Annotated in this window: 25 protein-coding genes; 14 read left to right on the plus strand and 11 right to left on the minus strand. The window is 59.8% G+C overall.

Features of this window, described 5'->3' with window-relative positions; genetic code table 11:
* The first annotated feature begins 93 nt into the window (after window positions 1–93).
* A complete protein-coding gene (locus ACRAWE_RS08455; protein ID WP_019455962.1) occupies window positions 94–363 on the plus strand; it encodes a hypothetical protein in 270 nt (89 codons plus the stop codon).
* On the opposite strand, the gene ACRAWE_RS08460 is transcribed toward ACRAWE_RS08455, so the two are convergent.
* Complete coding sequence (locus tag ACRAWE_RS08460) at window positions 360–752, minus strand: nuclear transport factor 2 family protein (protein WP_063919374.1); 393 nt, start codon at window positions 750–752, stop codon at window positions 360–362. The genes ACRAWE_RS08455 and ACRAWE_RS08460 overlap by 4 nt on opposite strands.
* A 201-nt stretch (window positions 753–953) precedes the next feature.
* Between ACRAWE_RS08460 and ACRAWE_RS08465 the strand changes: the two genes are divergently transcribed.
* The 4 genes from ACRAWE_RS08465 (at window position 954) to gstA (ending at window position 3,948) form a co-directional block, all read left to right on the plus strand.
* Window positions 954–1,649: an HD domain-containing protein gene (locus tag ACRAWE_RS08465; RefSeq protein WP_019455964.1), complete on the plus strand. Its 696-nt coding sequence runs from the start codon at window positions 954–956 to the stop codon at window positions 1,647–1,649.
* 95 nt (window positions 1,650–1,744) lie between these two features.
* Window positions 1,745–2,008, plus strand: a complete 264-nt coding sequence (locus tag ACRAWE_RS08470; RefSeq protein ID WP_019455965.1) for a DUF3811 domain-containing protein — start codon at window positions 1,745–1,747, stop codon at window positions 2,006–2,008.
* Window positions 2,009–2,365: 357 nt separating this feature from the next.
* Window positions 2,366–3,250, plus strand: coding sequence for a 4-hydroxy-tetrahydrodipicolinate synthase (gene dapA, locus ACRAWE_RS08475; RefSeq protein WP_432525239.1), 885 nt, complete (start codon window positions 2,366–2,368; stop codon window positions 3,248–3,250).
* A 92-nt stretch (window positions 3,251–3,342) separates the two neighbouring features.
* Window positions 3,343–3,948, plus strand: coding sequence for a glutathione transferase GstA (gene gstA / locus ACRAWE_RS08480; protein WP_432525240.1), 606 nt, complete (start codon window positions 3,343–3,345; stop codon window positions 3,946–3,948).
* A gap of 39 nt (window positions 3,949–3,987) precedes the next feature.
* Here gstA and pdxY read toward each other — a convergent pair whose 3' ends face one another.
* The 5 genes from pdxY to anmK all read right to left on the minus strand — a co-directional run bounded on the left by pdxY (window position 3,988) and on the right by anmK (window position 8,558).
* Complete coding sequence (gene pdxY, locus ACRAWE_RS08485; RefSeq protein WP_197798832.1) at window positions 3,988–4,848, minus strand: pyridoxal kinase PdxY; 861 nt, start codon at window positions 4,846–4,848, stop codon at window positions 3,988–3,990.
* An 84-nt stretch (window positions 4,849–4,932) separates the two neighbouring features.
* Window positions 4,933–6,207: a tyrosine--tRNA ligase gene (tyrS, locus tag ACRAWE_RS08490; protein ID WP_309531178.1), complete on the minus strand. Its 1,275-nt coding sequence runs from the start codon at window positions 6,205–6,207 to the stop codon at window positions 4,933–4,935.
* Between the two features lie 138 nt (window positions 6,208–6,345).
* Complete coding sequence (gene pdxH, locus ACRAWE_RS08495) at window positions 6,346–6,999, minus strand: pyridoxamine 5'-phosphate oxidase (RefSeq protein ID WP_063919370.1); 654 nt, start codon at window positions 6,997–6,999, stop codon at window positions 6,346–6,348.
* Between the two features lie 89 nt (window positions 7,000–7,088).
* Complete coding sequence (locus tag ACRAWE_RS08500) at window positions 7,089–7,391, minus strand: MliC family protein (RefSeq protein ID WP_019455971.1); 303 nt, start codon at window positions 7,389–7,391, stop codon at window positions 7,089–7,091.
* A 45-nt stretch (window positions 7,392–7,436) separates the two neighbouring features.
* Window positions 7,437–8,558 carry an anhydro-N-acetylmuramic acid kinase gene (gene anmK, locus ACRAWE_RS08505; protein ID WP_197667555.1) on the minus strand — a complete coding sequence of 374 codons (1,122 nt, stop codon included), beginning with the start codon at window positions 8,556–8,558 and terminating at the stop codon, window positions 7,437–7,439.
* Window positions 8,559–8,909: 351 nt separating this feature from the next.
* Between anmK and ACRAWE_RS08510 the strand changes: the two genes are divergently transcribed.
* Window positions 8,910–9,374, plus strand: coding sequence for a glycine zipper 2TM domain-containing protein (locus ACRAWE_RS08510; protein ID WP_025159710.1), 465 nt, complete (start codon window positions 8,910–8,912; stop codon window positions 9,372–9,374).
* A 94-nt stretch (window positions 9,375–9,468) separates the two neighbouring features.
* Here ACRAWE_RS08510 and slyA read toward each other — a convergent pair whose 3' ends face one another.
* Window positions 9,469–9,900: a transcriptional regulator SlyA gene (gene slyA / locus ACRAWE_RS08515; protein ID WP_025159709.1), complete on the minus strand. Its 432-nt coding sequence runs from the start codon at window positions 9,898–9,900 to the stop codon at window positions 9,469–9,471.
* Window positions 9,901–10,080: 180 nt separating this feature from the next.
* On the opposite strand from slyA, the gene ACRAWE_RS08520 reads away from it, so the two are divergent.
* Genes ACRAWE_RS08520 through ACRAWE_RS08530 form a run of 3 tightly spaced genes read left to right on the plus strand, consistent with a single transcriptional unit; the run spans window position 10,081 to window position 13,218 of the window.
* A complete protein-coding gene (locus ACRAWE_RS08520; protein ID WP_025159708.1) occupies window positions 10,081–10,317 on the plus strand; it encodes a DUF1656 domain-containing protein in 237 nt (78 codons plus the stop codon).
* 3 nt (window positions 10,318–10,320) lie between these two features.
* Window positions 10,321–11,184: an efflux RND transporter periplasmic adaptor subunit gene (locus ACRAWE_RS08525; protein WP_025159707.1), complete on the plus strand. Its 864-nt coding sequence runs from the start codon at window positions 10,321–10,323 to the stop codon at window positions 11,182–11,184.
* A gap of 3 nt (window positions 11,185–11,187) precedes the next feature.
* Window positions 11,188–13,218: an FUSC family protein gene (locus ACRAWE_RS08530; RefSeq protein WP_432525241.1), complete on the plus strand. Its 2,031-nt coding sequence runs from the start codon at window positions 11,188–11,190 to the stop codon at window positions 13,216–13,218.
* Here the strand turns inward: ACRAWE_RS08530 and sodC are convergent, their stop codons facing one another.
* Complete coding sequence (gene sodC / locus ACRAWE_RS08535; RefSeq protein WP_432525242.1) at window positions 13,219–13,740, minus strand: superoxide dismutase [Cu-Zn] SodC; 522 nt, start codon at window positions 13,738–13,740, stop codon at window positions 13,219–13,221.
* A gap of 241 nt (window positions 13,741–13,981) precedes the next feature.
* Between sodC and ACRAWE_RS08540 the strand changes: the two genes are divergently transcribed.
* Window positions 13,982–15,826 carry a polyurethane esterase gene (locus ACRAWE_RS08540; RefSeq protein ID WP_063919368.1) on the plus strand — a complete coding sequence of 615 codons (1,845 nt, stop codon included), beginning with the start codon at window positions 13,982–13,984 and terminating at the stop codon, window positions 15,824–15,826.
* A gap of 60 nt (window positions 15,827–15,886) precedes the next feature.
* Here the strand turns inward: ACRAWE_RS08540 and ACRAWE_RS08545 are convergent, their stop codons facing one another.
* The 3 genes from ACRAWE_RS08545 to ACRAWE_RS08555 all read right to left on the minus strand — a co-directional run bounded on the left by ACRAWE_RS08545 (window position 15,887) and on the right by ACRAWE_RS08555 (window position 18,073).
* Window positions 15,887–16,783 (minus strand): aldo/keto reductase, encoded by an 897-nt coding sequence (locus ACRAWE_RS08545; protein ID WP_019455979.1) that lies wholly within the window; start codon window positions 16,781–16,783, stop codon window positions 15,887–15,889.
* 99 nt (window positions 16,784–16,882) lie between these two features.
* On the minus strand, window positions 16,883–17,122 hold the full coding sequence (locus tag ACRAWE_RS08550) for a DUF1289 domain-containing protein (protein ID WP_019455980.1): 240 nt from the start codon (window positions 17,120–17,122) through the stop codon (window positions 16,883–16,885).
* A gap of 21 nt (window positions 17,123–17,143) precedes the next feature.
* Entirely contained in the window at window positions 17,144–18,073 is a 930-nt protein-coding gene (locus ACRAWE_RS08555; RefSeq protein ID WP_025159706.1) for a LysR substrate-binding domain-containing protein, read from the minus strand.
* A 138-nt stretch (window positions 18,074–18,211) separates the two neighbouring features.
* Here ACRAWE_RS08555 and ACRAWE_RS08560 point away from each other — a divergent pair, with 138 nt between their 5' ends.
* The 4 genes from ACRAWE_RS08560 (at window position 18,212) to ACRAWE_RS08575 (ending at window position 22,547) form a co-directional block, all read left to right on the plus strand.
* Window positions 18,212–18,853 (plus strand): NAD(P)-dependent oxidoreductase, encoded by a 642-nt coding sequence (locus ACRAWE_RS08560; protein WP_432525243.1) that lies wholly within the window; start codon window positions 18,212–18,214, stop codon window positions 18,851–18,853.
* A 138-nt stretch (window positions 18,854–18,991) separates the two neighbouring features.
* The gene (gene eptA / locus ACRAWE_RS08565; RefSeq protein WP_063919365.1) at window positions 18,992–20,629 is read left to right on the plus strand and encodes a phosphoethanolamine transferase EptA; all 1,638 of its coding nucleotides are present in this window, start codon (window positions 18,992–18,994) and stop codon (window positions 20,627–20,629) included.
* A gap of 103 nt (window positions 20,630–20,732) precedes the next feature.
* Entirely contained in the window at window positions 20,733–21,353 is a 621-nt protein-coding gene (locus tag ACRAWE_RS08570; protein WP_019455984.1) for a TetR/AcrR family transcriptional regulator, read from the plus strand.
* Window positions 21,354–21,443: 90 nt separating this feature from the next.
* Window positions 21,444–22,547, plus strand: coding sequence for an alkene reductase (locus tag ACRAWE_RS08575; RefSeq protein ID WP_019455985.1), 1,104 nt, complete (start codon window positions 21,444–21,446; stop codon window positions 22,545–22,547).
* The last annotated feature ends 42 nt before the right edge of the window (window positions 22,548–22,589 follow it).

Consider the following 22,589-nt stretch of genomic DNA (forward strand, 5'->3'; position numbering starts at 1 on the left):
GATGAAAACCGCAGGACGGCACGCGTTAATCTTTGCGGCGGCCGGGAGGATTCTGCTAATTTAGCGTGAACAGCCAGATGATAACGAAACGCTATGCAGCAAAAACCGGTGTTGGACGAAGCCAGACAGTTAAAGCGACTCAACGCCGCCACGCGGCGCCAATCCCATATGTATAAATGGATCGCCCTGGTAGCGGCGCTGGATGCGTTGTTGGTGTTTTGGTATGACCGGGATATGCGCAACGTCACCTTCTCGGGAGCGGTCGCGCTGGTGTGCGGTTATCTGTGGATCCGCGATCGCAACAAGGCTCGCGGCTACCGGCGCGAGTTCGATCGCAAATTCGGCAAGCGCAGCGGCGATTAAGGCTGCATCGCTTCCAGCACCTTAGCACTGTCGACGATCTGCACGAACTTCACGATTTTACCGGCGCGCACCGTATAAATATGCGCGAAAGAGGCGCTGAAGGATTTGCCGGTGGACCGGTAGGTGCCGTGGTAAAAACCCTGAGCGATCACATTGTCGCCGGCGTCGTAAAAATGATCGACGTCGGCGCGGTAACCTTGCCATTCGCTGCCTAAACGCTGATGCACGTTCTTGATGATGTTCTCCGGACCGATATAGGTGCCGGCGTAAGGGAAACCGGCGGCTTCGGTCCACTCGGCATCGGGGGCCAGCGCCGCCAGCAGATTACGGCCGTTTTCTTCGGAGCTGCCTTCATAGGTCGCGCGCACTATTTCAAGAGGGGTTGGCATGTCTCTTCTCCCATGGCTGATGAGGATATTCCGGCCATCTCCGCGGACACAGGCTCTCACCAAGCGGAGACGGCGGAACGTGGCTATTTTAGGTTGCTTGTTTCGCTGCAAAAACCGCAGTTATGACAATAGTCAGTTGCACTTTAGTAAACAATAGCCGCTTCGCCGTCATTTTCCCGGCATCCGACGCGGCTATGCTGATTGATCGATTTCCCCCAACAGGAGCTGAACGTGTCTTTACCCTCGCTGACGCAAGAGCTGTTACAACCGTTTTCCCCCTATCAGGCGTTGGCGCAAGCGCTGCTGCCGCTCACCCTCGAGTCTGACGACGGCTCGCACGATGTGGCGCACCTGCACCGAGTCTGGAAGAACTGCCGCCGGATCAGCAAGCTGGAAGGCGGCGATCGGCGCATTCTCTGTGCGGCGGTGCTGCTGCATGACGCGGTGGCGGTGGAAAAGAATTCGCCGCAGCGCCATCTGGCCTCGCGCATGGCGGCGGAGCAAGCCACGCTGACGCTGGCCCGGCTGGAATGGGCGCCGGCGGACATCGCGGCGGTGGCTCACGCCATTGAAGCGCACAGTTTTTCCGCCGGCATCCCGCCGCAAACGCTGGAGGCGAAGATCCTGCAGGATGCCGATCGCCTCGACGCTATCGGCCTTATCGGCGTGGCGCGCTGCTTCTATATCGGCGGCCGCATGCGCAGCGCGCTGTATGACGCCGCCGATCCGCGGGCCGAACATCGTCAATACGACGACAAGCGTTTCTGCCTAGACCACTTCGAAACCAAACTGTTCAAGCTGCAAGACGGCTTCCAGACCGCCGCCGGGCGGCAGATGGCCGAACAGCGCACCGAACGCATGCGGCGCTTTGTCGACGAGCTGCTGGAGGAGGTGTAATGCCGGCCTACGGGGCATTTTCGTTATGCCCATAACATTTTCGGTCATATAACGCCGCTAAACTGTAAGTCAACTTCACCGAACGGGCGGCACAGATGAAAAAGTTGACGTTGAAAGAGATGACGGAAAGCGAACAGCGGGAAGTGAAAACCGAATTGGACAAGGCGCGTAAAAGCCATGGCAGGCCGCTGACCAACGCCGAACAGCACAAGGTCAAGGATGAGGCGGTGGCGCGCATCATGGCCGCCAGAGCGAAGCTCGCCAAGGCGGAGCGTGCAGAACGCAAAGCCAACCGCTACCGGCCAAGTGGCGACACTTTCAGTTGGTCTGCCACCATCGGCTCCCGCCCGCCGCGCTGAGCCAACCCTCCCCGCCGCGGCGGGGATTTTTATTTATTAGCCAAACTCATCCTCACCGGCGAATCATGAATAACAATGTTATCAATCTGTTGTAAATTGACAGCCTGATGAAGAATATTCATTATCACCCCACTTCCCCCTTTTCGCGAGACTGCCATGGCCTACCCACGCAACGCTGATATTCTGATGACGCCTGCGTTGCCCCTTGGCGGTTTGGCGGCGGTTACATCGAAGAAACAGACGCTCATTTGACCGGGGCGCGCTGTCCCGTCAGATGAGCTGACTGGATGGCACGCAACGCCCCGCCTTCAATTTTCTCATCTGGCTTCTCTGTCGGTCACACAGAAGGAATATTTTATGGCCTCATTTTCGGGTATTTGGGTGGCGATGGTTACCCCTTTCAATCACGACGCCGTCGACCTGCCGGCGGTGCAACGCCTGGCGCGGCACCTGCTCGACGCCGGCATCGATGGTCTGGTGGTCTGCGGCTCCACCGGTGAAGCCGCCGCGCTGAGCAAAGAAGAACAGCTGGCGGTGCTCGACGCCGTATTGGAAGTGGCGCCTGCACGCCAGGTGGTGATGGGCCTGTCCGGCAATAACATGGCCGCCACGCTGCAGATGCAGCAGGCCATTCAGCTGCGCGACATCGCCGGCGTGCTGATCCCGGCGCCTTACTACATCCGCCCTTCGCAATGCGGTCTGATCGACTATTTTACCCAGCTGGCCGACGCCTCAACCGTGCCGGTGATCCTGTACAACATCCCGCAGCGCACCGGCATCGCCATGGAGCTGGCTACGCTGCGCCGGCTCGCACGCCATCCGCGCATCACCGCCATCAAGGACTGCGGCGGCAACCCTGACACCACCATGGCGCTGATCGCCGATGGCGAAATCGATGTGATGACCGGGGAAGACAATCTGATCCTCACCACGCTGTGCCTCGGCGGCACCGGCGCCATCTCCGCCGCCGCCCATGTGCACCCGGAACGTTTCGTCCAGTTGACGCAGCAGGTCGCCGCCGGCGATCTGGCCGCGGCGCGCAGCAACTTCTATGAGCTGCTGCCGATGATCCACCAGATGTTCAGCTTCCCGAATCCGGCGCCGGTCAAGACGGTGCTGGCCCAACAAGGGCTGATCGTCAACGAACTGCGCTCGCCGATGCAGGTGGCGCCGCAGGCGCTGCAACAGCAGATCGCCGCGACGCTGGCGCAGCTGCAGCCCGCCGAGGCGATCGTCGGTTAAATTTGTTAGCTAAGCCGCTGTAATTTTGGCGCTATGGGACTACGATGAGAGGTTAAGCATGCCCGTCATTCGTCATCAACAAGGAGCTTCCGATGAAACTGTTCTATAAGGCCGGCGCCTGTTCGCTGTCCCCGCATATCGTGCTGCGTGAGGCAGGGCTGGATTTTACGGCGGAGAAGGTCGACCTGGCGCACAAGAAAACCGAGAGCGGCGCCGATTACCTCGCCATCAACCCCAAGGGACAGGTACCGGCGCTGCTGCTGGATGACGGCAGCCTGCTGACCGAAGGCGTAGCGATCGTGCAATACCTGGCGGACCGAGTGCCGGATCGCAACCTTATTCCGGCGGCGGGCACCCTGTCGCGCTACCACGCGATCGAATGGCTGAACTACATCGCCACCGAGCTGCACAAAGGATTCAGCCCGCTGTTCAACCCGAAAACGCCCGAGGAATACAAAACCATCGCGCGCGCCAGGCTGGAGCAACAGTTCAGCTATCTGGATTCGGTGCTGGCGAAGCAGCACTTCCTGTTGGGAAACCGTTTCAGCGTGGCCGACGCCTATCTGTTCACCGTGTTGCGTTGGGCGTTCGCCCTGCAGTTCGACGTGCGCAAACACGCCCATCTGGCGGCCTGGTTCGATCGCGTTGCGGCGCGCCCGGCGGTGGATGCGGCGCTGAACGCCGAAGGATTGAAGTAAACATTCGGCCCCGGTGGCTATCGCCGGGGCCCGTTGCACTTACAGTTTTACCGCTTTGAACTCGCTGCGCGGTTGCACGATCCGATCCTGCGCCGCCACTACCTGCAGTTCGTACTCGCCCATCGCCTGCGTGGTCAGCATCACCTCATACACGGCGGCGGTCACGTGCTCCAGCGCTTTATCCAGCGCCTCGCCCTTCAGCAGATCCACCAGCAGCAGACCGCTGGTCAAATCGCCGACGCCGACCGGTTGACGCGCGCCGAAGTCCACCAGCGGCCGGCTGATGTGCCAGGCCTCCTCCGCCGTCACCAGCAGCATTTCAAAACAGTCGGCGTGATAGCCGGCCCGGGCCAGATGCTTGACCAGCACCAGCCGCGGCCCTTTGGCGATCAGCGCGCGGGCGGCCTGCACCGCATCGGCCACGTTGGTGACGGCCATCTGGCTCAGCATCTCCAACTCCAGCAGGTTCGGCGCCATCATGTCGCTGCACGGCAACGCCTGGCGGCAGTGAAACTCGGCCACGCCCGGCGCCACGATGCAGCCTTTTTCCGGATGCCCCATCACCGGATCGCAGAAATACCAGGCATTCGGGTTCGCCTGCTTAACCTGGCGCACGATCGCCAGAATATGGTCACCCTGCTCCGGCGAACCGATATAGCCACTCAACACCGCATCACAGCGCTTCAGTTGATCGATATTGGCGATGCCCTGCGCGATCTCGGTCAGGTGATTGGCCGGCATGACGCAGCCGGTCCACTGGCCGTATTGCGTATGGTTGGAGAACTGTACCGTGTTCAGCGGCCAGACGTTGACGCCCATGCGGCGCATCGGAAATTCAGCCGCACTGTTGCCGGCGTGACCAAACACCACGTGCGACTGGATAGAAAGAATGTTTTTCATCGACAGAACTCGTTCGGGATATGGCAGCCGGGCGGCTGCCCAAAAATAAAGGGGCCGCCAGGGCCCCTTACCGTCATGATTCGCTTACTGCCAATCCACCAGGCAGTAGTGTTTTTTGCCGCGGCGCAGCAGCGTGTAGCGGCCGAACAGACGGTCCACGTCGCTGAAGCGGTATTCGGCATCGGATTGTTTCTCGCCGTTGATGGTTACCGCGTTGGAGCCGATCATGGTGCGCGCCTGGCCGCGTGACGGCACCAGCTCGGCATTCACCAGCGCCTGCTGCAGATCGGCGTCGCGGTCCAGTTTGATGGTCGGCATGCCGTCCTGCGCCAGCTGGGCGAAGTCCGCTTCGGTCATGTCGTGCAGCGCACCGGAGAACAGGCTCTGGGTGATGCGCTTGGCGGCCGCCAAACCTTCCGCACCGTGCACCATTCCGGTCACTTCTTCCGCCAGCACATACTGGGCACGCGGCGCCTTGCCGCTGTTCTTGTCTTCTTCTTCCAGCGCGTTGATGTCTTCCAGGCTCATGAAGGTGAAGAACTTCAGGAAACGGTAGACATCGGCGTCGGCGGTGTTGATCCAGAACTGGTAGAACTTGTATGGGCTGGTTTTTTCCGGCGCCAGCCAGACCGCGCCGCCTTCGGTTTTACCGAACTTGGTGCCGTCTGCCTTGGTGATCAACGGCACGGTCAGGCCGAACACCTGTTTCTGGTGCTGACGACGCGTCAGATCGATACCCGAGGTGATGTTGCCCCACTGGTCGGAACCGCCGATCTGCAGCTCCACCTGGTGGCGGTTATACAGCTCGGAGAAATCGAAGCCCTGCAGCAGGTTGTAGGAGAACTCGGTGAAGGAGATGCCGGAGTCGTCGCGATTCAGGCGCTGCTTGACCGCTTCCTTGTTGATCATCTGGTTGACGGAGAAGTGCTTGCCGATGTCGCGCAGGAAGGTCAGCACGTTCATGCCGCCGAACCAGTCGTAGTTGTTGGCGGCGATAGCGCTGTTGCTGCCGCAGTCGAAATCGAGGAACGGGGAAACCTGCTTGCGGATCTTCTCGACCCACTCGTTCACCGTATCGGTGGTGTTCAGCTTGCGCTCCGCCGCTTTGAAGCTCGGATCGCCGATGAGGCCAGTGGCGCCGCCCACCAACGCTACCGGCTTGTGGCCGGCCAGTTGGAAGCGCTTCAGGCACAACAGAGGAACCAGATGGCCCAAATGCAAGCTGTCAGCGGTCGGATCGAAACCGCAATACAGTGCAATTGGCCCTTGCGCCAGTCGCTCCGCTAACGCTTCCTCATCCGTAACCTGGGCAACGAGGCCCCGCTCTTGCAGTTGTTTAATCAAGTTGCTGCTTGCCATCAATGACTCCATGTATAAACGAATGCACCTTTGCCGGTACACGGCCTTTCGCCCAGTGGCGAAATAAAAATTCAGGGTAGCGCATAGAATAAAGCGCCGGCGGCGTCAGCACCAGCGCTTAGAGGGGATTTTCCGTCTTCAGGGTGCCAGTCGGTCAATTTTCCAGTCATTCCCGTCCCGCTGATACAGGAAACGGTCATGCAGGCGATGGGCGCCGCCCTGCCAGAACTCGACGGAGTCGAATTTCACGCGGAATCCGCCCCAGAAACTCGGCAGCGGCACCTCGCCCTGCTGGAACTTCTGCTTCAGCTCGAGGAATTTGCTTTCCAGCACGCCGCGCGCGGAAATGCGCGACGACTGCTGCGAAACCCAGGCGCCGATCTGGCTGTCTTTCGGCCGGCTGTTGAAATACTTCAGCACTTCGAAAGTCGACAGGCGCTCCACCTGGCCGAGGAAAATCACCTGGCGATCGAGCATGTGCCAGGGGAACAGCAGGCTGATATGCGGGTTGTGCGCCAGCTGCTGCGCCTTGCGACTGCCGAGATTGGTGTAGAACACCAGCCCCTGCTCATCGAAGTGCTTCAGCAGCACGATGCGTTGATAAGGCTGGCCGTGCTCGTCGACGGTCGCGACGCACATGGCGGTGGGATCGGCCAGGCGCGCGTCGCAGGCCTGTTTCAACCAACGCTCGAACAGCTCGAGCGGGCTGGCGGTCAGATCGTTGCGGCGCAGACCGCCTCGGGTGTATTCACGGCGCAGGTCCGCAACATCAAACTCATTCTTTTCAATCATCTGGGTTATCGACCAACTGAAAAAATCCGTCGTTACATTCTGCGCCTGCGGCGTCAGGAACTCAATCGCTCCGACGCCGCCACCGGCCTTTAGTCCGTCAGCACGCAGTCGCTCATCACAACTTTGCCGTTGCGTTCAAGATAGGCGTTGCGGTCTTTCGACCAAAACGTGTATTTACCGTCGCTGTATTTGGCGCCGGTCAACGCCAGCACCTGCTTGAGATGCAGCTGTTCGCCATCCATCAGCAGGCTGACTTCGCTCGCCTTGCCGTCCAGCGCCACCGTCAGCGGCGTGGTGCCGCACTGATAGTGCATCGTCTGGCTGCTCTGCGGCAGGATGTAGCTGCAGCCGGACAGCGCCAGCGCGCCGGCGACGAAAATGACTTTTTTCATGCTGTTGCTCCTTAGAAAAATCCTTCACAGGCTATCCTAACAGAGCTAACGGCCCCCCAATGGCAAAACCGGATAAATCCCACCCAGCACCGTTTCACGGCTGGCGCCGGTCACCGACGGCAGGTTACCGGCCTGGCCGGACAGCGTGCGAAACGCCAGCCAGGCGAAAGCCAGCGCCTCCATGTCGTCGCCGCTGACGCCGCAGTCGTCGGTCAACCCGACTTCCGTCCCCGGCAGCAACGCCGACAGGCGCGCCATCAGCAGCGTGTTGCGCGCCCCGCCGCCGCATACCAGCAGCCTTTCACACCCGCCGGCCAGCTGCACCTGCTCACTGATGCTGACCGCGGTCAACTCCGTGAGCGTGGCCTGCACGTCGACCGGCGCAATTGCCGGCAATCCGGCCAGCTGGCGCTCCAGCCAGGCGATATTGAAATACTCGCGCCCAGTGCTTTTCGGTGCCGGCAGCGCGAAGTAAGGATCCGCCAGCATCTGCTGCAGCAGCGGCAAGCAGACTCGCCCCTGCATAGCCCAGCCGCCGTCCTGATCGTAAGGCTGCGCGCGGTGGCGCCACACCCAGGCATCCATCAGCATGTTGCCCGGCCCGGTGTCGAAACCGCGCACCGGCGTACCGGGCAGCAGCAAAGACAGGTTGGCGATGCCGCCAACGTTCAGCACCATGCGCCGTTCGAGCGGATGCCCCAGCAGCGCCTGATGAAACGCCGGCACCAGCGGCGCGCCCTGCCCGCCGTAGGCCATATCGCGCCTGCGGAAATCGCCGACGGTGGTGATATCGGTCAACGCCGCGATGCGGTTGTTGTCGCCGAGCTGCATTGAGAAACGCGCGTCGCCCTCCGGTTCGTGCCACACCGTCTGGCCGTGACAACCGATGGCGGTGATCTGCTCCGCGTCGATGCCGGTTTGCTTCAGCAGGCCGAGCACCGCTTCGCCGAACAGCGTGCCCAACTGAGCGTCCAACCGGCCGACGGCGGCCAGGGTGGTCTGCTGCCCCTGGCACATGCCAAGAATCTCTTTTTTCAGCGCGATCGGCATCGGATGGCTATAGCTGGCCTGCTGCGCCACCATGCGATCGTCGATCGCGGCCAATACCACATCGATCCCGTCCAGACTGGTGCCGGACATGACGCCTATATAGCGGCCTGACTTCATAGCAACATCCTCTAACCTGCGCGGTAAGCAAATTTCATCCTGACAAATAAACCAGAATTGACGAATTAACGCCATGAATTATGATGCTTTTTTTGCGGGGCGTGAGCCAGATGCGCCGCTGTCGCACACTTTATGTGTTAAACCGTGCCTTAACCGGCAACGGAATGTCGCCGAGGCTGTCATAAAGGTAAACCGCGGTTTATTATTGGTTGAACAGAGAAAAGTTAAGCTGCGTGCAGCGATGGAGCATGGTGATATGCCAACTTTCCGCCATACTTTGTCTATCATTTTCACTGAATCTTGCCTGGAGAGCATTGCCAGGTTATGGACTACTACCATCAGGAGTTTTATATGATCAAGCGTCTTCTCGTCGTTGCCGTCGCCGCCGTTACGCTGGCTGGGTGCGCCAATGAATCCATGTCCGGCGATGTCTACTCGTCCTCGCAGGCCAAACAGGTGCAGAACGTCACCTACGGGACGCTGGTTTCCGTGCGTCCGGTGAAAATTCAGGGCGGCGAAGGCTCCAACGCCTTGGGGATGATCGGCGGCGCGGTGATTGGCGGCCTGTTGGGTAACACCGTTGGCGGCGGCACCGGCCGTACGCTGGCTACCGCGGCGGGCGCTATCGCCGGCGGCGCGGCAGGCAACAGCATCGGTGAAGTGGCCGGCCGTACCTCAGGCTACGAGCTGGAAATCAAAACCGACCAGAAAGAGAACATCGTGGTGGTACAGAAAGCGGGCGACACCAAGTTCAGCCCGGGCCAGCGCGTACGCATGGCGCGCATGGGCGACACCATCACCGTCTCTCCGCTGTAAGTCAGCAGGCGACACACGGCAAACCGGAGGCAATCGCCTCCGGTTTTATTTCTGATGCTGTGAAACTGTAATCGTAGAAAAAATAAGAATATTATTATTTGCTTTGCAGTTCGGTGATATTTTGTTCTAACTTGCCAATCAGCCCAACCAACAGATGCACTTCGTCGGCGGTAATGCCGCTTAAAATCTCACTGCGCGTAGACGTGATCACGCTGTCCACTTCCCTGATGATCGGATCGGCCGCTTCGGTCAGCTTGATGCGCTTCGCGCGGCGATCGTTGGCACAGGTGTGGCGCGTAATCAGCCCCTTCTCCTCCAATTGGTCCAGCGTACGAACCAGTGACGGTTGCTCGATACCGATCGCCTTCGCCAGCTGAATCTGCGACTGCTCCGGCGGCAAACGATTGATATTGTGCAAAGTGACCCAGTGTGTTTGGGTCAGCTCCAACGGCTTGAGCCGATGATCGATGAGCGCGCGCCAAACACGAACCAATCGTGCTAAATCTGAACCTAATGTTGACTCCACTTCCCCCTCCTTATAATTAGCATGCTAACATTACCTCCCAGAGTTTAGACTATTTTGGGTAACTCACATTAAAAACACAAATGTATATAATGTATATTGTGGAAATAGCCACTGTTTTTAGCCGCTATTGTTTAATCGTTATGCAAATATTCAACATATTCACCCTTAGGGATTGTTAATGTGAATACATCATGGTTACACGCCTCTTCCCCCTTGCCCGATTTGGTGCTGGGGGCATCGCTTTATTTTCCGCCTATATTTAAAGCTTTTTTGCTAGGGCTGGTCTTATGGCTGCTGATTCATCAGCTGCTGCGAGACTGGATGTATTCCGGCGAAATCTGGCATCCCATGTTGATGGATCTGTCCATTTTCGTTCTGACCGTCAGCGGTTCCTTATGGATTTTAGCGAGTTGGTAACCCATGCAGCATAAAACATTAAAATACTTTTCTACGGTGATCGTCTGCGCCATTGCCGTCTGTGCCGGTTGGTGGCTCTGGAATTATTATATGCAATCGCCATGGACCCGTGATGGAAAAGTGCGCGCCGAACTCGTCAATATCACCCCTGAAGTCTCTGGAAGATTAGAGAAAATAAGCGCGAATGACAATCAGTTCGTACCTGCGGGAAGTCTGATTTTTACCCTCGACCCGGTGCCCTACCAGATCGCGCTGGACAATGCCGAGGCCGCTGTGGCAAAAGCGCAATCCGATCTGGCCAAGGCGGACCACGAGGCCGCCCGCCGCCGCGGTTTGCCGCGCAACGTTATTTCCGCTGAAGATTTGGACGAGTCCAATTTAGCCGCTCAGGCAATGAAGGCCGCCTATAAAGCCGCTCAGGCCAACCTGGAGCAGGCCAAATGGAATTTGAGCAAAACCAAAATTTACGCCCCGACGGACGGTTATATCACCAACCTGCAGGCGCGAGTCGGAAACTACGCCAACGCCGGCACGCCCTTGGTGGCGCTGGTGGATGTGCACTCGTTTTATGTACTCGGTTATTTCGAAGAAACCAAGCTGAAGCATATAAAAGAAGGCAATAAAGCGGACATCGTTTTATATAACGGCAACACGCCGCTGCAGGGGGAAGTAGAGAGCATCGGCCGCGCCATTTACGATCAGAGCGTTGACAGCAGCAACGATCTATTAATGGATGTTAAGCCTAATGTTCCCTGGGTACGTTTGGCCCAGCGCGTGCCGGTACGGATAAAATTGCTCAATGTGCCCGCCGATTTGACGCTGGTCGCCGGCACCACCTGCACCATTTCGATTCATCAGCGGAACTAAAGTGTGAACCTGTCTTTTCTGGAGTGGAGCCGCACCCCCTGGGGTAAGGCGACCGGCGGCCAATGGCGCTACGCGCTGCGCAATTCGCTGGCGATGTGTCTGGCGCTGTGGGTGGCGTTCGTACTCGAGCTCGACGAACCCTATTGGGCGCTGACCTCTGCCGCGGTGGTCAGCTTCCCCACCATCGGCGGCGTGATCAGCAAAAGCATCGGCCGCATCTTCGGCAGCCTGCTGGGCGCCGCCGCGTCGGTGGCGATCGCCGGCCACTGTCTGAACGATCCCTGGCTGTTCACGCTGTTCATCGCCGCCTGGATCGGGCTGTGCACCTATATCTCCAACCATTACCAGAACAACGTCTCGTATGCCTTCGCGCTGGCGGGGTATACCGCCGCCATCATCGCCTTCGGTACGGTCAACGTCACCGATACCCAGCAGATCTTCGATATTGCCCAGGCACGGGTTTGTGAAGTGATCACCGGCATTCTGTGCGGCGGGTTGATGATGATGATCCTGCCCAGCACCTCCGACGGCGAAGCCTTGCTGACCTCGCTGCGGCGCATGCAGTTGCGCCTGCTGGAACACGCCGCCATGCTGTGGCAGCCGGAGGTCACCGCGCAGATGCGTACCTCGCACGAAGGGGTCATCGGCCAAATCCTGACCATGAACCTGCTGCGTATTCAGGCGTTTTGGAGCCACTACCGGCTGCGGCGGCAAAACAATCTGCTCAATTATCTGTTGCACCAGCAGCTGCGCATTACCAGCGTTATTTCCAGCCTGCGCCGCATGCTGCTGAACTGGCCGGCTCGCCCCGCCAACCTGATGCCGGTGCTGACGCAGCTGCTGGACGAACTGCGCGATCCCGCCACCGACAAATACCGTTTGGCGCGCCTGCTCCAGCAAATCGCCCCGCAAGATCCGACGGACTATCGCCATCGCGCCTTCTGGCTGCGTCTGCGACATTTCTGCTGGCTTTACCTGCGCTGCAACCGTTGGCTGCAGCGGCTGGAGAACGCCACGGCGGTCAGCGAACTCCAGCCGCCGCGCGTCACCTCGCTGGCGCGCCACACCGACAGTTATGAGGCCGCTTACAACGGCCTGCGCACCTTTTTATGCATCGTGATCGGCTGTGCCTACTGGATCAACACGCAGTGGGACGCCGGCAGCGCGGCGCTGACGCTCACCGCCATCAGCTGCGTGCTTTACTCTTCGACGCCTTCACCGATCAACAGCATCAGCACCTTGCTCAAGGCGGTGTTGCTGCTCTCGGTCGCCTGTTTCGTGGTGAAATTCGGTTTGATGATCCAGATCGACGATTTTTGGGTGTTCTGCGCCTTCCTGTTCCCGATCCTGGTGACCATGCAGATGCTCAAGCTGCAGCATCCGCCTTATGCCGCGCTCTGGGGGCAGCTGATCGTCTTTATGGGCTCGTTCCTGACCGTCAGCAATCCGCCGAGTTATGACTACCAGTCCTTTATCAATGACAATATCGCTAAAGTCGTCGGCGTGCTGCTGGCCGGGCTGGCGTTTCAAATCCTGCGCCCCAGTTCGGACAAACGCAAAAGCCGCCGCATTATCCGCGCGCTGCGGCGCGATTTTATCGATCAGTTGAGCAAACGGCCGCAGCAGAGCGAAAGTCAGTTCGAATCGCTGATCTACCACCGCATCAGCCAGCTTAACCAAAGTCAGGATCAAGAGGCGCGCACCTGGCTGTTGCGCTGGGGCGTGGTGCTGCTCAACTGCAGCCATATCGTCTGGCAACTGCGCGACTGGCAAACCCGTTCCGATCCGCTGTCGGCGGTGCGCAACGTCTGCATTCACCACCTGCGCGGCATCATGACGGAGAAAGGCGTGCAGCACAGCTCGCTCGACGCCACGCTGCAGGAGCTGCAGCGCATCAGCAACGCGCTGGCGCACCACCCGGAACAGGCGGCGCGCGATCTGGCCGGCCTGATTTGGCGGCTCTACTGTTCGCTGCAGCAGCTGCAGCTGGCTACCGGCCAGCCCGCCGCTGCCCCGGCCGTTAGCGGCGGATGATCACTTAATCACGCCGCAGGCGAAACGTTCACCGCCACCGCCGAGCGGCAGTGGATGATCCGAATGATTATCGCCGCCGGCGTGCACCATCAGCGCTTTGCCTTCAATTTCGCTGATTTTCTTCAGCCGCGGCGCCAACACCGGATAGGTAGCCACGCCGTCGGCGGTCACATAGATGGCCGGCAGGTCACCCAGATGCCCGTCGGCATACGGCCCGAGATGTTTGCCGGTCTTTTGCGGATCGAAATGGCCGCCGGCCGCCAGCGCCGCCACCGCCTTGCCGTCCTTCATGCCCGGTTCGCAGCTACCTTTCTCATGCACGTGGAAACCGTGCACCCCGGCCGGCAACGCTTTCAAATCCGGCGTGAACAGCAAGCCGTACGGCGTTTCGCTGATGACCACTTTGCCGATATCCTGACCGATGCCCTGCCCGGTCACCAAATTCATCTCAACGTCGACCGTTGCCGCCTGAGCGGCCCCACAGGCCATCAGGCCAAACGCCGCATACCAATAACGTTTCATCAATCAGTCTCCTTAATGACTATATCGAGTTATCAGTATAGGAGAGCCAGTGCCGGCACTGTTAACCAACGCACAATCTCGCCAATTTGATTCGCAGGCCTAATATTTAGCGCTAATAATCATTTTACCGATGTTGGTCCTCTGACCAGCTGTCGTTCGGCTAACGTTGTTTCCCTGTTTCTACCGCCAGCGCATGAGAGTTCACATCCAGGCCAGGCGGCATACTTCATAAGGAACTGATATGGGCATCTTTAGCTATAAGGATCTTGACGAAAACGCGTCGAAGGCGCTGTTCTCCGACGCCTTGGCCATCTCTACCTACGCTTACCACAATATCGATAACGGCTTCGATGAAGGCTACCACCAAACCGGTTTCGGGTTGGGCCTGCCGCTGACGCTGATCACCGCGCTCATCGGCAGCACCCAATCACAGGGCGGTCTGCCCGGCCTTCCCTGGAACCCCGACTCCGAACAGGCCGCGCAGGAGGCGGTGAACAATGCCGGCTGGTCGGTCATCAGCGCCGCGCAGCTGGGCTACGCCGGTAAAACCGATGCGCGCGGCACCTACTACGGCGAAACCGCCGGTTACACCACCGCGCAGGCCGAGGTGCTGGGAAAATATGACAGCGAAGGCAATCTCACCGCCATTGGCATCTCATTTCGCGGTACCAGCGGCCCGCGCGAGACGCTGATCGGCGATACCATCGGCGATGTGATTAACGATCTGTTGGCCGGGTTCGGGCCGAAAGGCTACGCCGACGGCTACACGCTGAAGGCCTTCGGCCAACTGCTGGGCGACGTGGCAAAATTCGCGCAGGCGCACGGGCTGAGCGGCGAGGACGTGGTGGTTAGCGGCCATAGCCTCGGCGGACTGGCGGTCAACAGCATGGCGGCGCAGAGCGACGCCAACTGGGGTGGTTTCTACGCGCAGTCCAACTATGTCGCCTTCGCCTCGCCGACCCAGTACGAAGCCGGCGGCAAGGTGATCAATATCGGCTATGAGAACGATCCGGTGTTCCGTGCGCTCGACGGCACTTCGCTGACCCTGCCGTCACTGGGCGTCCACGATGCGCCGCATACCTCCGCCACCAACAATATCGTCAACTTCAACGACCACTACGCGTCGGACGCCTGGAACCTGCTGCCGTTCTCCATCCTCAACATTCCAACCTGGCTGTCCCACCTGCCGTTTTTCTATCAGGATGGTCTGATGCGGGTGCTGAACTCCGAGTTTTATTCGCTGACCGACAAAGACTCGACCATCATCGTCTCCAACCTGTCGAACGTCACGCGCGGCAATACCTGGGTGGAAGATCTGAACCGCAACGCGGAAACCCACAGCGGGCCGACGTTTATCATCGGCAGCGACGGCAATGACCTGATCAAGGGCGGCAAAGGCAACGACTATCTCGAGGGCCGCGACGGCGACGATATCTTCCGCGACGCCGGTGGCTATAATCTGATCGCCGGCGGCAAAGGTCACAATATCTTCGATACCCAGCAGGCGTTGAAAAACACCGAGGTCGCCTACGACGGCAATACGCTTTACCTGCGCGACGCCAAGGGCGGCATTACATTGGCGGACGACATCAGCACCTTGCGCAGTAAAGAAACCTCCTGGCTGATTTTCAGCAAAGAGGTGGATCATCAGGTGACCGCCGCCGGATTGAAATCGGATTCGGGCCTCAAAGCCTATGCGGCCGCCACCACCGGCGGCGACGGCGATGACGTCCTGCAGGCTCGCAGCCACGACGCCTGGCTGTTCGGCAATGCCGGCAACGACACGCTTATCGGCCACGCCGGCGGCAACCTGACCTTCGTCGGCGGCAGCGGCGATGACATCCTGAAGGGCGTCGGCAACGGCAATACCTTCCTGTTCAGCGGCGATTTCGGCCACGACCAGCTGTATGGCTTCAACGCCACCGATAAACTGGTGTTTATCGGCACCGAAGGCGCCAGCGGCAATATCCGCGACTACGCCACGCAGCAAAACGACGATCTGGTGCTGGCCTTCGGCAACAGCCAGGTAACGCTGATCGGCGTCTCGCTCGATCACTTCAACACCGATCAGGTGGTGTTGGCCTAAGGACCAACGTAAAAAAAGCCGGGCGCTTGCGCCGCCCGGCTTTGCTCTTGCCGCTCCGCCTTAAGGCACGTCATACCCCAGCGCCGCCTTGCGAATGCGGAACCACTGCTGGCGGTTCAACACCAATTTCTGCGCCTTCAGCGCCGAACGCACCCGCTCAATCTTGCCGGAGCCGATAATCGGCAACGGTGACGACGGCAGGCGCATCACCCAGGCGTACACCACCTGCTCGATGGTCTCGGCGCCAATCTCTTGCGCCACCCGCTGCAGCTCATCGCGCAGCGGCTGGAACTCGGCGTCGTTGAACAAGCGCCCGCCGCCCAGACAAGACCAGGCCATCGGTTTGATGCGCAGCTGTTGGCACTGGTCGAGCGTGCCGTCGAGAATGGCCGGTTGATGAATCGGCGAAATTTCCACCTGATTGGTGGCCAGCGTGAACGGCAGGCGCGACTGCAGCAGTTGGAACTGCGCGGGGGTAAAATTGGAGACGCCGAAATGGCGCACCTTGCCGCTTTTGTGCAGCGCGACAAAGGCTTCGGCCACGTCGTCGGCATCCATCAACGGGTCCGGGCGGTGGATCAGCAGCAGATCGAGGTAGTCGGTATGCAGATGGCGCAGCGACTGTTCCGCGCTCTGTACGATATGATCGCGGTCGGTGATGTAGTGGCCGATCGGGTTGCCGGGCCTGGCGGTCGTGGCGATGCCGCACTTGGTCACCAGCTCCAGCGACTGGCGCAGCGCCGGCTTCAGGCGCAGCGCGTCGCCGAACGCCTGTTCGCAGGCATAACCGCCGTAGATATCCGCGTGATCGGCGGTGGTGACGCCCAACTCGACATGCTGTTCGATAAACGTCAGCAGCTGCTGCGGCGACATGCCCCACTCCATCAACCGCCAGTAACCGCAAATCATGCGGGAAAACTCAGGCCCCTGCGGCGCGAGACGAATACGTTCTACCATTGCGAAAACCTCATGACATTAGTTGTCAGCCAGCATACACAAGCCGGTGAGGCCCAGGGAAGCGCTAAGCCGCGCGAACGTGCGGCAGATCAGGAAAGGTTAAAACAACGAAGGCTGTTCCGGCAACGGCTCGTCGGGGGCTTTATTGGCGCGCTGCAGGCGCAGGAAGCGTTGACGGCACAGGCGCAGCACCTCGCGCTTTTGCGCGTCGCTCATGCTCATCCAGCCGAAGCGCTCCTCGCGGCTGCGCAGGCAGCCACGGCAGAAACCGCGATCGTCGGCCTGGCAAATGCCGCGACACGGGCTGGGGATGTCGAAAAATTCAAGCTGCTGCGCCACGGGGCCTCCTGCATTCTCTTGCTAATTGAAGACGCCATCGCCGCCGCTGGCAAGTCCCTTTTCGCCATTGCGGCGAAAATAGTCGCGCAAATAGCGCAGCGCCTGGCGACTTTTCTCCGGCATGGTGCGTTCGAGGGTCAGCGCGTGCAAGCGGAGCGGCGCAGGCCGCCATTCCGGCAGCAGCAACAACAGCTCGCCGCGCTGCAACTCGTCGCCAATTTCATACAGCGGCTGAACGGAAATCCCTAGCCCGGCGCGGGTAAAGGCACGCATCACGTTCATGCTCTCGCTGACGATCTGCCCTTCTGCCAGCCGCAGCTTGACCTGCTGCCCGGACTGATGCAGCAAGTCCAGGTGCGCCCCGCTGTAGCCGCTGGAGATCCAGCGGTGCTGCACCAAATCCTGCGGCCTTTCCGGCACCCCATGCTGGCTGAGATAACGGGGCGCGGCGCACAGCACCATCGGCCATTCCGTCAGCGGGTGGGCGATCATATTGGCGTCCGCCAGTTGACGATTGGCTCGCAGCGCAATGTCGACCCGCTGTTCTATCATATCGACGATGCGATCGTCCGCCAGCACCCGTAGCGTCAGCTTGGGATGCGCCTGCAACAGCGGCGACAACGCCTCCGCCAGCGAGCGGCCGCCGATGCCGACCGGGGTAGCGATGCGCAGCTCGCCCACCAGCGTATCCCGCAGCTCGGCCAACCGCTGCTCCGCCTGCTGCGCCTGTTGCAACATCGCCTCGCAGCCGGGGTAAAACGCCGCCCCCGCCTCGGTCAGCGCCAGACGACGGGTGGAACGGTGCAGCAGCGGCACCCCAAGCGCCTTCTCCAGCGAGCGCATGTGCTGGCTGACCGCCGACGGCGTCATGCCCAGCCGCCGCGCGGCGCCGGCCAGCGATCCCTCCGCCACTACGGTGGCGAATACTGCCATTCGATTGAGTTTATCCACGATTAGGAAGTTTTACTTAATCAAGAAAGCATGAATATGGCACTAATCACGGCTATTGTTAAGGGCTAGAGTAGAACCCACGCAGCAGGCACACTGGCCTGCCTCACGATATTGACCCATCCCCGAAGGAGCATGCAGATGAAAGTAGCCATTATTGGAGCAACCGGTTTTGTTGGCCGCCGCGTGATGGATGAAGCGCTGGCTCGCGGCATTCAGGTGACGGCGATCGCCCGCCAGAACAAAGATTTGCCGGAGCACGCCCATCTGACCGTCGCGCTGGGCGACGTTGCCGATACCGCCTGGCTGGCGGGACAGTTGCGCGGTCAGGATGCGGTGATCAGCGCCTACAACCCCGGCTGGGGCGAAGACCACCTGTATGAGAAAACCGTCCGCGGCGCCCAGCAGATCCTCACCGCGGTCGAACAGGCCGGCGTCAAGCGCCTGCTGGTGGTCGGCGGCGCCGGCAGCCTGGAAGTGGCGCCGGGGGTTGAACTGGTGGATACGCCGCAGTTCCCGGAAGAGATTCGCCCTGGCGCTCAGGCGGTACGCGATCTGCGCAACAAACTGCGCAACGAATCGGCGCTCGACTGGACCTATCTCTCGCCGGCCGCCCTGCTGGAACCGGGCAAACGCACCGGTCAGTTCCGCCTCGGCACCACGCAGTTGCTGATGAACGGCGAAGCACCAGCCAGCATTTCGGTGGAAGATTTGGCGGTCGCTATCGTTGATGAGATTGAAAAACCTCAGTTTATTCGCGCGCAGTTCACCGCCGCCTACTAAACCGTCTCGCCGCCAGGCCGCCCGGCCTGGCGTTTTCCCCGCGTTCACCGCCGCCAGTATTCTGAATTTCTAAGGTTTTCTTAAGTTTCATCCGGTAGATTTCAAGGCATTATCTACTCTCAGGATCCAGATTTGGCAATGTGGTTACGTCAACGCTTACAGTGCAACAGCCTCGGTTTTATCCTCGCCACCGCCCTGTTCTTCACTCTGTTTCAAAACGCGTTATTCCTGCATCGCGCCTGGTCGTATATCGCCTTCGATAGCGTCCACAGCGTGATTTTCGCCGCCAGCATGCCGGTGGTGATCTTTTGTGCGCTGAATATCATCTTCAGCGTGTTGACCGTGCCCTATCTGCGCAAGCCGCTGATCGTCTTTTTCTTGCTCGGCAGCGCCGCAGCCAACTATTTCATGTACAGCTATGGCGTAGTGATCGACGGCAACATGATGCAAAACGCCTTCGAAACCAATACCCAGGAAGCGACGGCGCTGCTGACGCCGCGCATGGGGGTGTGGCTGGCGCTGCTCGGCATTCTGCCGGCGCTGGCGGTCTGCTTCACCCATATTCGCCAGACTCGCCCCTGGTGGTATATGGTCGGGCTGCGCGCCGCCAACGTCATGCTGTCGTTGGTGGTGATCCTGATCGTCGCCGCCCTGTTCTACAAAGACTACGCTTCGCTGATCCGCAACAATAAAAGCGTGGTGAAAATGTTGACGCCTTCCAACTTCGTCGCCGGTTCTATCAAGTTCACCGAACAGCGTTACTTCACCCGTAATCTGCCGTTGGTCAAAATCGGCGAAGACGCGCGCAAAGGGCCGCTGATCGCCGGGCAGGCCAAGAAAACGCTGGTGATCCTGGTGGTAGGCGAAACCGCCCGCGCCGAAAACTTCTCCCTCGGCGGCTACGCGCGCGAAACCAACCCGCGCCTGAAGCAGGACGACGTGGTCTACTTCAAGAACGCCAGCTCATGCGGTACCGAGACGGCGATCTCCGTGCCCTGCATGTTCTCCAACATGCCGCGCAGAGAGTACGACGCGACTCTGGCGGCGCACCAGGAAGGCATGCTCGACGTGCTGGCGCACGCCGGCGTCAACGTGCTGTGGCGCGATAACGACGGCGGCTGCAAAGGCGCTTGCGACCGGGTACCGCACATCGACATGACCAAGCTGAAACTGCCGCAGGACTGTGACGGCGAGGTGTGCATGGACAACGCGCTGCTGTACAAGCTGAACGACTACATCAGTAGCCTGAAAGACGACGGCGTGATCGTGCTGCATCAGATGGGCAGCCACGGACCCGCTTATTACCGTCGCAGCACGCCAGAGTTCCAGACGTTTACGCCGACCTGCAACAGCAATCAGATTCAGGATTGCAGCCATGAACAGCTGGTGAACACCTACGACAACTCGATTCTGTATACCGACGCGATGCTCGATGCCACCGTCAAGCTGCTGCAGCAGTATGACGATAGGTTCAATACCGCGCTGGTTTACTTGTCCGATCATGGCGAATCGCTGGGTGAAAACGGCATGTATCTGCACGGCACGCCTTATGTCTTCGCGCCGAGTCAGCAAACTCACGTGCCTTTCCTGATGTGGATGTCCGCAGATTATCAACGCAACTTCGGCATCGATCGCCAGTGCCTGAACGCGCTGGCGGAACAAGACGAGGTTTCGCAGGATAACCTGTTCCACACCCTGCTGGGCATGCTGAACGTACAAACCCGCGAATATCAGTCCCGGTTGGATATCCTGCAGCGTTGCCGCAGCGCGGCGTAAGCGCTTAACTTCCTCGTGCCGCTGAGGCACAATGGTTTACAGACAACCGGCGTTTTGTGCGCCGGTTTTTTTATTCCCATTGACCTAGACCAATCGGTCTATTATGCTCGGCACCATGATGACCAAATCAACGCATTGCAACGTGGACACACGTGAACATCTGCTCGCCACCGGCGAAACTCTCAGCCTGCGCCTTGGCTTTACCGGCATGGGGCTGAGCGAGCTGCTGGCCACCGCGGGCGTGCCGAAAGGCTCGTTCTACCACTATTTTCGCTCGAAGGAAGCCTTCGGCGAAGCGATGCTACAACGCTATTTCACGCACTATGACGCGCAAATGCAGGCGCTGTTCGCCGACGAACGCGGCGATGCCCGCCACCAGCTGCTCGGCTATTACGCCCAGGCCATCAGCTACCATTGCCGCAGCGAGTGCCACAACGCCTGCCTGGCGGTGAAGCTTTCCGCCGAGGTGAGCGATCTGTCGGAACCGATGCGTCATGCCCTGGAAATCGGGACCGCTCGCGTGATTGGCCACCTGCAGGCGGCTATTGAGCGCGGTATCGCCGAGGGCTCGCTGTCGGTAGCCATGAGCCCGGCGGCGACTGCAGAGACGCTGTATTCACTGTGGCTCGGCGCCTCGCTGCGCGCCAAGATCCGTCGCTCGTTGGCGCCGTTGACCAGCGCGCTGGAAAGCATCGAGTTGCTGCTGCGCTCGCCGCAGCCGTAACGGTAACAATCTCTTTTTATTGAAAAATGCAGTTCGTGTTTTTTTATCGCCCATTACTAGACGACTGGTCTATTAAATACAGGATGCACTATGAAGACTGAAAAATTGCTCTCTCCGCTGAAAGTTGGCGCCGTCACCCTGCCCAACCGCGTGTTTATGGCTCCGCTGACGCGTCTGCGCAGCATCGAGCCGGGCGACATTCCTACGCCGCTGATGGCGGAATACTATGCGCAGCGCGCCAGCGCCGGCCTGATCGTGACCGAAGCGACGCAGGTTTCTTTCCAGGCGAAAGGCTACGCCGGTGCACCGGGCCTGCACACTCCGGAACAGATCGCCGCATGGAAAAACATCACGCAGGCGGTGCATGACAAAAACGGCCACATCGCCGTGCAGCTGTGGCACGTAGGGCGCATCTCCCACGACAGCCTGCAGCCGGGCGGACAAGCGCCGGTCGCCCCTTCGGCGATCAACGCCGAATCGCGCACCACCGTACGCGATGAAACCGGCGCCTGGGTGCGCGTACCGACCTCCACGCCGCGTGCGCTGGAAACCCGCGAGATCCCGGGTATCGTCAACGATTTCCGTCAGGCGACCGCCAACGCGCGCGAGGCCGGCTTCGACTTCATCGAGCTGCATGCGGCCCATGGCTATCTGCTGCACCAGTTCATGTCCCCTGCTTCCAACCAACGTACCGATCAATACGGCGGCAGCATCGAGAATCGCACCCGCCTGACGCTGGAAGTGGTCGACGCGGCGGTCGCCGAATGGGGTTCCGAACATATTGGCATCCGCATCTCGCCGCTGGGGCCGTTCAACGGTCTGGACAACGGGGAAGATCAGGAGGAAGCGGCGCTGTACCTGGTGGAAGAGCTGAACAAGCGCAACATCGCCTACCTGCACATTTCCGAACCGGACTGGGCAGGCGGCAAACCGTATTCCGACGCCTTCCGCGACTCGGTGCGCGCCCACTTTAAAGGGGTGATCGTCGGCGCCGGCGCCTACACCGCCGAAAAAGCCGAAGCGTTGATCGAAAAAGGTTTCATCGACGCGGTAGCCTTCGGCCGCAGCTATATCGCCAACCCGGATCTGGTCGAGCGTTTCCGTCAGCACGCACCACTGAACGAACCTAAGCCGGAAAGCTTCTACGGCGGCGGTGCCGAAGGCTATACCGACTATCCGTTTCTGGCGAAGTAACCCGTCCTGACGCCCAACGGCCACGCAAGCGCATGGCCGTTT

The sequence above is a fragment of the Serratia sp. BFP-2025 genome (assembly GCF_050880365.1).
GTDB lineage: Bacteria > Pseudomonadota > Gammaproteobacteria > Enterobacterales > Enterobacteriaceae > Serratia > Serratia surfactantfaciens.